The organism is Streptomyces sp. NPDC005761 (assembly GCF_040630635.1).
Classification (GTDB): Bacteria; Actinomycetota; Actinomycetes; order Streptomycetales; family Streptomycetaceae; genus Streptomyces.
The window spans coordinates 1-5,942 of record NZ_JBEXXX010000094.1 but is presented as its reverse complement, the minus strand read 5'-3'; the positions used below and the strand labels follow the sequence as shown (position 1 = coordinate 5,942).

7 protein-coding genes are annotated in these 5,942 nt (G+C 71.4%); 2 read left to right on the top strand and 5 right to left on the bottom strand.

Annotation, left to right across the window (positions count from 1 at the left end; genetic code table 11):
* Positions 1 to 118 precede the first annotated feature (118 nt).
* The gene (locus ABZ434_RS35935; RefSeq protein ID WP_359146281.1) at positions 119 to 343 is read right to left on the bottom strand and encodes a hypothetical protein; all 225 of its coding nucleotides are present in this window, start codon (positions 341 to 343) and stop codon (positions 119 to 121) included.
* A gap of 200 nt (positions 344 to 543) precedes the next feature.
* On the opposite strand from ABZ434_RS35935, the gene ABZ434_RS35930 reads away from it, so the two are divergent.
* The gene (locus ABZ434_RS35930) at positions 544 to 927 is read left to right on the top strand and encodes a cold-shock protein (protein WP_359146278.1); all 384 of its coding nucleotides are present in this window, start codon (positions 544 to 546) and stop codon (positions 925 to 927) included.
* A 10-nt stretch (positions 928 to 937) separates the two neighbouring features.
* On the opposite strand, the gene ABZ434_RS35925 is transcribed toward ABZ434_RS35930, so the two are convergent.
* Genes ABZ434_RS35925 through ABZ434_RS35910 form a run of 4 tightly spaced genes read right to left on the bottom strand, consistent with a single transcriptional unit; the run spans position 938 to position 4,450 of the window.
* A complete protein-coding gene (locus ABZ434_RS35925; protein ID WP_359146276.1) occupies positions 938 to 1,795 on the bottom strand; it encodes a 1,4-dihydroxy-6-naphthoate synthase in 858 nt (285 codons plus the stop codon).
* Positions 1,776 to 2,480, bottom strand: a complete 705-nt coding sequence (locus ABZ434_RS35920; protein WP_359146273.1) for a futalosine hydrolase — start codon at positions 2,478 to 2,480, stop codon at positions 1,776 to 1,778. The genes ABZ434_RS35925 and ABZ434_RS35920 overlap by 20 nt, the downstream gene beginning before the upstream one ends.
* A gap of 29 nt (positions 2,481 to 2,509) precedes the next feature.
* A complete protein-coding gene (locus tag ABZ434_RS35915; RefSeq protein WP_359146270.1) occupies positions 2,510 to 2,989 on the bottom strand; it encodes a DUF2771 domain-containing protein in 480 nt (159 codons plus the stop codon).
* Positions 2,990 to 3,016: 27 nt separating this feature from the next.
* Positions 3,017 to 4,450: an MFS transporter gene (locus ABZ434_RS35910; protein ID WP_359146267.1), complete on the bottom strand. Its 1,434-nt coding sequence runs from the start codon at positions 4,448 to 4,450 to the stop codon at positions 3,017 to 3,019.
* Between the two features lie 419 nt (positions 4,451 to 4,869).
* Here ABZ434_RS35910 and ABZ434_RS35905 point away from each other — a divergent pair, with 419 nt between their 5' ends.
* The gene (locus tag ABZ434_RS35905; RefSeq protein WP_359146264.1) at positions 4,870 to 5,805 is read left to right on the top strand and encodes a DUF3027 domain-containing protein; all 936 of its coding nucleotides are present in this window, start codon (positions 4,870 to 4,872) and stop codon (positions 5,803 to 5,805) included.
* Positions 5,806 to 5,942: the final 137 nt, after the last annotated feature.

Genomic DNA, 5,942 nt, shown 5'->3' with positions numbered 1-5,942 from the left:
GGAGGGGCACCACCCCCACCCACCGGACAACAGCGCCCCGCGGGGACCCCGCACACAAGCCCGTCCGGCGATTGAGGACGGAACCCCCCACCACGGAACCCCGCACACGAGGACCGGGCTACCGCTGAGCCGACCCCGCCCGTGCGGACCGGATCACGCCCGCTGCGGCGATCAGGAAGCCGACGCCCATCAGCATGCAGAGGGACCAGGCGATGGACGGCAGCGGGTCGGTGCCGAGGAACAGCGGAGCCATGGTGGCGACGGTCGACAGGACGCCGACGAAGAAGACGATCGCGCCGATGCGGACCAGCCGGTCGCCTGCGCCGGAAGTTGGAGTACTCACCCCGTCAGGGTAGTTCCCCCCGGCGGCGGACCACCCCCGCGCAGAGCAAGTGCCGTTTCCGGACAGAGTCCGGATGACCAGGCTTGACGAGGGGTACTTCACCTGTGGAGGCTTCTGCCAGCAGGGGAAGCACGACCACAGGACGGCCTGACCTGCTGAGGGCTTTGTTCCGGCATACGGGTTGAGATGGGGTGCGTGCTTTGCCGACTGGCAAGGTCAAGTGGTTCAACAGTGAGAAGGGCTTCGGCTTCCTCTCCCGCGACGACGGCAGTGACGTCTTCGTGCACTCGTCCGTGCTTCCCGACGGAGTCGACGCACTCAAGCCCGGCCAGCGCGTCGAGTTCGGCGTGGTCGCCGGACAGCGCGGTGACCAGGCACTTTCTGTGGTGATCCTCGACCCCACGCCGTCCGTCGCGGCCGCGCAGCGCCGCAAGCCGGACGAACTGGCCTCGATCGTGCAGGATCTGACGACCGTGCTGGAGAACATCACGCCGCTGCTGGAGCGCGGCCGCTACCCCGACAAGGCGGCCGGCGCCAAGATCGCCGGGCTGCTGCGCGCGGTCGCGGACCAGCTCGACGTGTAGGGCCGCGGGCTCAGACGAACGAGAGCGCGTCCGGGCCGAGGGGCGGGACCAGTCCCTCGGCCGCGGCGCGCGTCAGCAGACCGCGGATCGCCGCGTAACCGTCCTCGCCGAGGTCGGCGGTGAACTCGTTCACGTACAGCCCGATGTGCTGGTCGGCCACGGACGGGTCCATCTCCTGTGCGTGCTCCAGCACGTAGGGGCGCGACGTCTCCGGGTCGTCCCACGCCATCCGTACCGACGTGCGCACCGAATCGGCGAGCAGCTTCAGCGTGTCCGCGCCCAGGGAGCGCTTGGCGATGATCGCGCCGAGCGGGATCGGCAGCCCGGTCGTGTCCTCCCAGTGGCGCCCCATGTCGGCCAGGTTGTGCAGGCCGTAGTTCTGGTACGTGAAGCGCGCCTCGTGGATGACGAGGCCGGCGTCGACCTTGCCGTCCCGTACCGCCGGCATGATCTCGTCGAACGGCATGACGACGATCTCGCCGACCCCGCCGGGTACCACTTCCGCCGCCCAGAGGCGGAAGAGCAGGTAGGCGGTGGAGCGCTCGCTCGGCACGGCGACGGTCTTCCCCGTCAGGTCCGTGCCCGGCTCCTTCGTGAGGACCAGTGGCCCGCAGCCCCGGCCCAGGGCGCCGCCGCACGGCAGCAGCGCGTACTCGTCGAGGACCCAGGGGAGTACGGCGTACGACACCTTCAGCACGTCCAGTTCGCCGCGCTCGGCCATGCCGTTGGTGATGTCGATGTCCGCGAACATGACGTCGAGCGCGGGCGCGTCGGGGACCCTTCCGTGCGCCCAGGCGTCGAAGACGAACGTGTCGTTGGGGCACGGCGAGAAGGCGATCCGCAGCGGGTCAGGAGTCGTTTCGGTCATGGTGGATCCAGCCTTCCAGTACGGGGGTGAGCTTCCCGAACGCCTCGGTGAGCGCGGTCAGCGCGTCGCCGATGCGCCAGGCGTCGCGGTCGCGCGGGCCGACGGCGTTCGAGACGGCCCTGATCTCCAGGACGGGGACTCCGGCCAGGCCGGCGGCCTCCGCGACCCCGAAGCCCTCCATGGCCTCGGCGACGGCGCCGGGGTGCGCGGCGAGGAGGGTGGCGGCACGTTCGGCGCTGCCGGTCACCGTGGAGACGGTGAGGACGTCTCCGGTCACCGCGCGGGTCGCGGTGACCACCGCCTTCACCAGCGAGCGGGGCGGGAAGTGCCAGGTCCGGCCGAAGCCGAGTTCGGTGACGGGGACGAAGCCCGCGGGGGTCTCGGCGCCCAGGTCCGCCGCGCCGATGCGGCGGGCCACGACGAGGGAGCCGACCGGGGCCAGGCCGGTGAATCCGCCGCCGATGCCGGCCGAGATCACCAGGTCGTAGCTGTCCGCGGCCAGGGCGAACGCGGCGGAGGCCGCCGCCGCTGCCGGCCCCGCGCCGCCCGCGAGGACGTCGTAGGGTCCCGCGCGGTGGATCTCCGCGCCCCGCACGGCATGGACACGGACCGTGGAACCGGGCCCGGACGCACGCGTGACCGCGTCCCGTTCCACCGGGACAGCGGTCACGACGAGCACACGCACGGGGGATTCCTCCGAGGTCAGGAGGGGGGTCAGTCGGACTTCTTGAGCTCGAAGTGCCAGACGCCCAGCAGCTTCTTGCCGTCGGTCTCCACGATGCTGATCTGGGTCTTGCTCGTGGGCTCGCCGGTCTGGCTGGAGAAGAAGGCGCTGCCCGGGATGGACCGGTAGGTCTTCTTGTTCGGCTCCTGCTCGGCCTGCTGGCCGTTGACGAAGATCGTCCAGCCGTTGTCCGCGACCTCGGGGTCGACGCCGAAGCGGACCTTGTCCTCCATCGAGACCTTGACGGACTTCTCCGCCTTCTTGTTGAGGCAGCCCTCGATCTCGGATTCCTTGAGGGCCTTGCCGTCGTTGTAGCAGGACGCCTCGGAACTCACCGAAGTGCCGCCGACCGTCACGGTGGCGAGCGGCGTCGGCTTGTCGCAGGCGGAGAGGACAAGGAGTCCCGCGGACACGGCACCAAGAGTGACGCCGATTCGACGGCCCTTACCGGAGAAGATCGCAACGGTCATGGGCCGAAGGCTATCGGTCGCTCCGGCTCACGCCACGCGGGGGTGCGGCGAGCCGCGCCGCGCGGCGCCCAGCAGACCCCGTACGGACGTGGCGGCACCGAGGGCGAGGATGCCCGCGGCGACCGACATGCCCAGTACTCCGTTGAGGGGGAGGGCGATCCCGATCGCCCCGCCGGCCACCCAGGCCATCTGGAGCAGCGTCTCCGAGCGGGCGAACGCGGATGTCCGCACCTCCTCCGGTACGTCGCGCTGGATCATCGCGTCCAGCGACAGCTTCGACAGGGCCTGGGTGAAACCCGCCGTGGCCGCGAGCGCGGCGACCATGACCGTGCTGAAGAAGGCGGCGGCCAGCACGGCGATGCCCAGGGCCAGGCCCAGCACCGAGGCGACGATGATCTCGGGACCGCGGGCCCTGAGCCAGGAGCCGACCGCTGTGCCCAGCGCGTTGCCGACCCCGGCCGCCACCCCGACGATGCCGAGCGAGATCGCGGCGCTCTGCCCGGCCAGCGGATGCTCGCGCAGCAGGAACGCCAGGAAGAAGATCAGGAAGCCGGAGAGCGCCCGGTGCGAGGCGTTGGCCTGGAGGCCGTGGAGGACGGACGGGCCGACGGAGCGCAGCCCGGGCCGCTTCTCGCCGTTCTTCTCCTTGCCCTTGGCCTTCTTCTCGCTCTTGGGCGTGATGTCCTTCCGGAGCGGTTCGGGCCGGACGGCTCCCTCTCCGTGCGGTGGGACCAGATGGGCCTTGCGCTCGCCCTTCGCCGAGTCCACCTTGTGGGGCAGCGTGAAGGCGAGGACGGCGCCGCCGACGAAGATCGCGCACGCGCCGTACAGCGGCCACGGTGGCCCGATGGTCTGGAGCCCCGCTCCGATGGGTGCGGCGATGCCGGTCGCCAGGAGACCGGCGAGAGTGACCCGCGAGTTGGCCTTCACGAGCGAGAAACGGGGTGGCAGCAGACGGGGTACGACGGCGCTGCGCACCACTCCGTACGCCTTCGAGCACACCAGTACGCCCAGGGCGGCCGGATAGAGCTCCAGGCCGCCGGTCGCGACCGCGCCCGACATGGTGAGCGCCAGGACGGCCCGGGCCAGCATGGAGCCCGCCATCGCCGCGCGGCGGCCGTGCGGCAGGTGGTCCAGGAGCGGTCCGATGACCGGGGCGAGGAGGATGAACGGCGCCATGGTGACGGCGAGGTACAGCGCGACCCGGCCGCGGGCCTGGTCCGTCGGTACGGAGAAGAACACGGTCGACGCGAGCGCGACGGTGATCATCACGTCACCCGCGCCGTTCACCGCGTGCAGTTCGATCAGCTTGCCGAGGCCCGACTCCCCGGCTCCGTGCGCGTGAGTCGCCTTCCGGATGCCTCGGGCGGTCTTGGTGAACGGGGTCTGGAGGGCATGACCGATCGACCGGCCCGTTCTGCGGAGCGGACCGGATTCGTCGTGCGACCTGGCAGAAGCCACTTGGTCATAGTGCCCCAGTCCCCGGCATCACGAACCGAGATCGGCGCGAGGCGCGGTGCGTACCGCCCCGTCGGGTCAGTGATCGGCCAGGTCGCAGGGGGTGCCGAGGGGTGGATCGGGGCGGCCGGAGTGCTCTCTGCGCCGGGGACACGGCGTCGGATACGACGTCGTTTGGGACGGGCAGGTGGGCGAGGAGCGGCGGAGAGGGTAGCGTGCGTAGCGCGCCACCGGCGGTTGTTCTTGGCCGCGCGCCTCTCGGCGATCCCGCAGAATGGATCGCAGAAGGTGCGCCCGAGGCAGGCACAACGGGTGTGGACGTCGACGCGGCCCCCAGGTCCGCTCCGCCCGCAGCTGTATGGCCGAAATCGATGGATGTGCTGGCGCGCTCGTGAGACTGGCGTAGGAGAGAAGCGAGACCTGTGAGTGCTGCGACGACGCGAAGCCGTACGGCCCGTACCCCCGTTCCCGACCGTCTGTGCGCCGAGGCCGTAGACCTCGCCCGCGCGGCGGCCGAGGAAGCGGCCGCGCCAGGGGTTGTGGGTGAGCATGTGGCCGTGGTCCCCGAGGGGGACCGGGTCGTCACGCACTACTTCGAGTGCAAGGACCCGGCCTACCGGGGCTGGCGCTGGGCGGTGACGGTCGCCAGGGCCTCCCGCGCGAAGAACGTCACGCTGGACGAGACGGTCCTGCTGCCGGGCACCGACGCGCTGCTCGCACCGGAGTGGGTGCCGTGGAGCGAGCGACTGCGGCCGGGCGACATGGGGCCGGGCGATCTGCTGCCCACCGAGGCGGACGACCTGCGCCTGGAGCCGGGCTACACCGGCGAGGACGAGCTCCCGCCGAACTCCGCGGTCGTCGCGGTGTCGGGCGAGCTGGCCGACCTCGTCGAGTCGGAGGACGCGGAGCTGACGACGCGCCCGGAGCCGCCGCGCCGCGGTTCGATCGCTTCGGTCGCGGACGAGCTGGGCATGAGGCGTGCGCGGGTGCTGTCCCGGTACGGGCTCCACTCGGCGGCCGACCGCTGGGACGAGGGGTTCGGCGCGAAGACGCCGATGGCGCAGGCGGCTCCGGCGACATGCGTGTCGTGTGCCTTCCTGGTGCCGCTCGCGGGTTCGCTGAAGCAGGCCTTCGGGGTGTGCGCGAACGAGTTCGGTCCGGCGGACGGGCACGTGGTGTCCCTCTCGTACGGGTGCGGTGGGCATTCGGAGGCCGCGGTGATGCCGAAGCCGCCGAAGCCGGCGCCGCATGCGCTGGACACGATGCAGGTGGACGAGTACCCGCTGCGTCCGGCGCGGGATTCCGGCTCCGTGCCGGTGGAGCCGGACGCGCCTACGGAGGACCTCGGCCACTCCTGATGCGGCCGAGCCCTGCGGTTTGGGGTGTTCCGGGGTGCGGGCTTTGTCCTCAATCGCCGGACGGGCTTGGGTGCGGGTGCCCCGCCGGCTGCGCCGTTGTCCGGTGGGTGGGGGTCCGGGGTCCCTCCGGGGCGTCT

Coding starts and splice junctions, on each gene's coding strand:
- ABZ434_RS35925 (WP_359146276.1), bottom strand. CDS start 1,795: ATGACCGAAACGACTCCTGACCCGCTGCGGATCGCCTTCTCGCCGTGC.
- ABZ434_RS35915 (WP_359146270.1), bottom strand. CDS start 2,989: ATGACCGTTGCGATCTTCTCCGGTAAGGGCCGTCGAATCGGCGTCACT.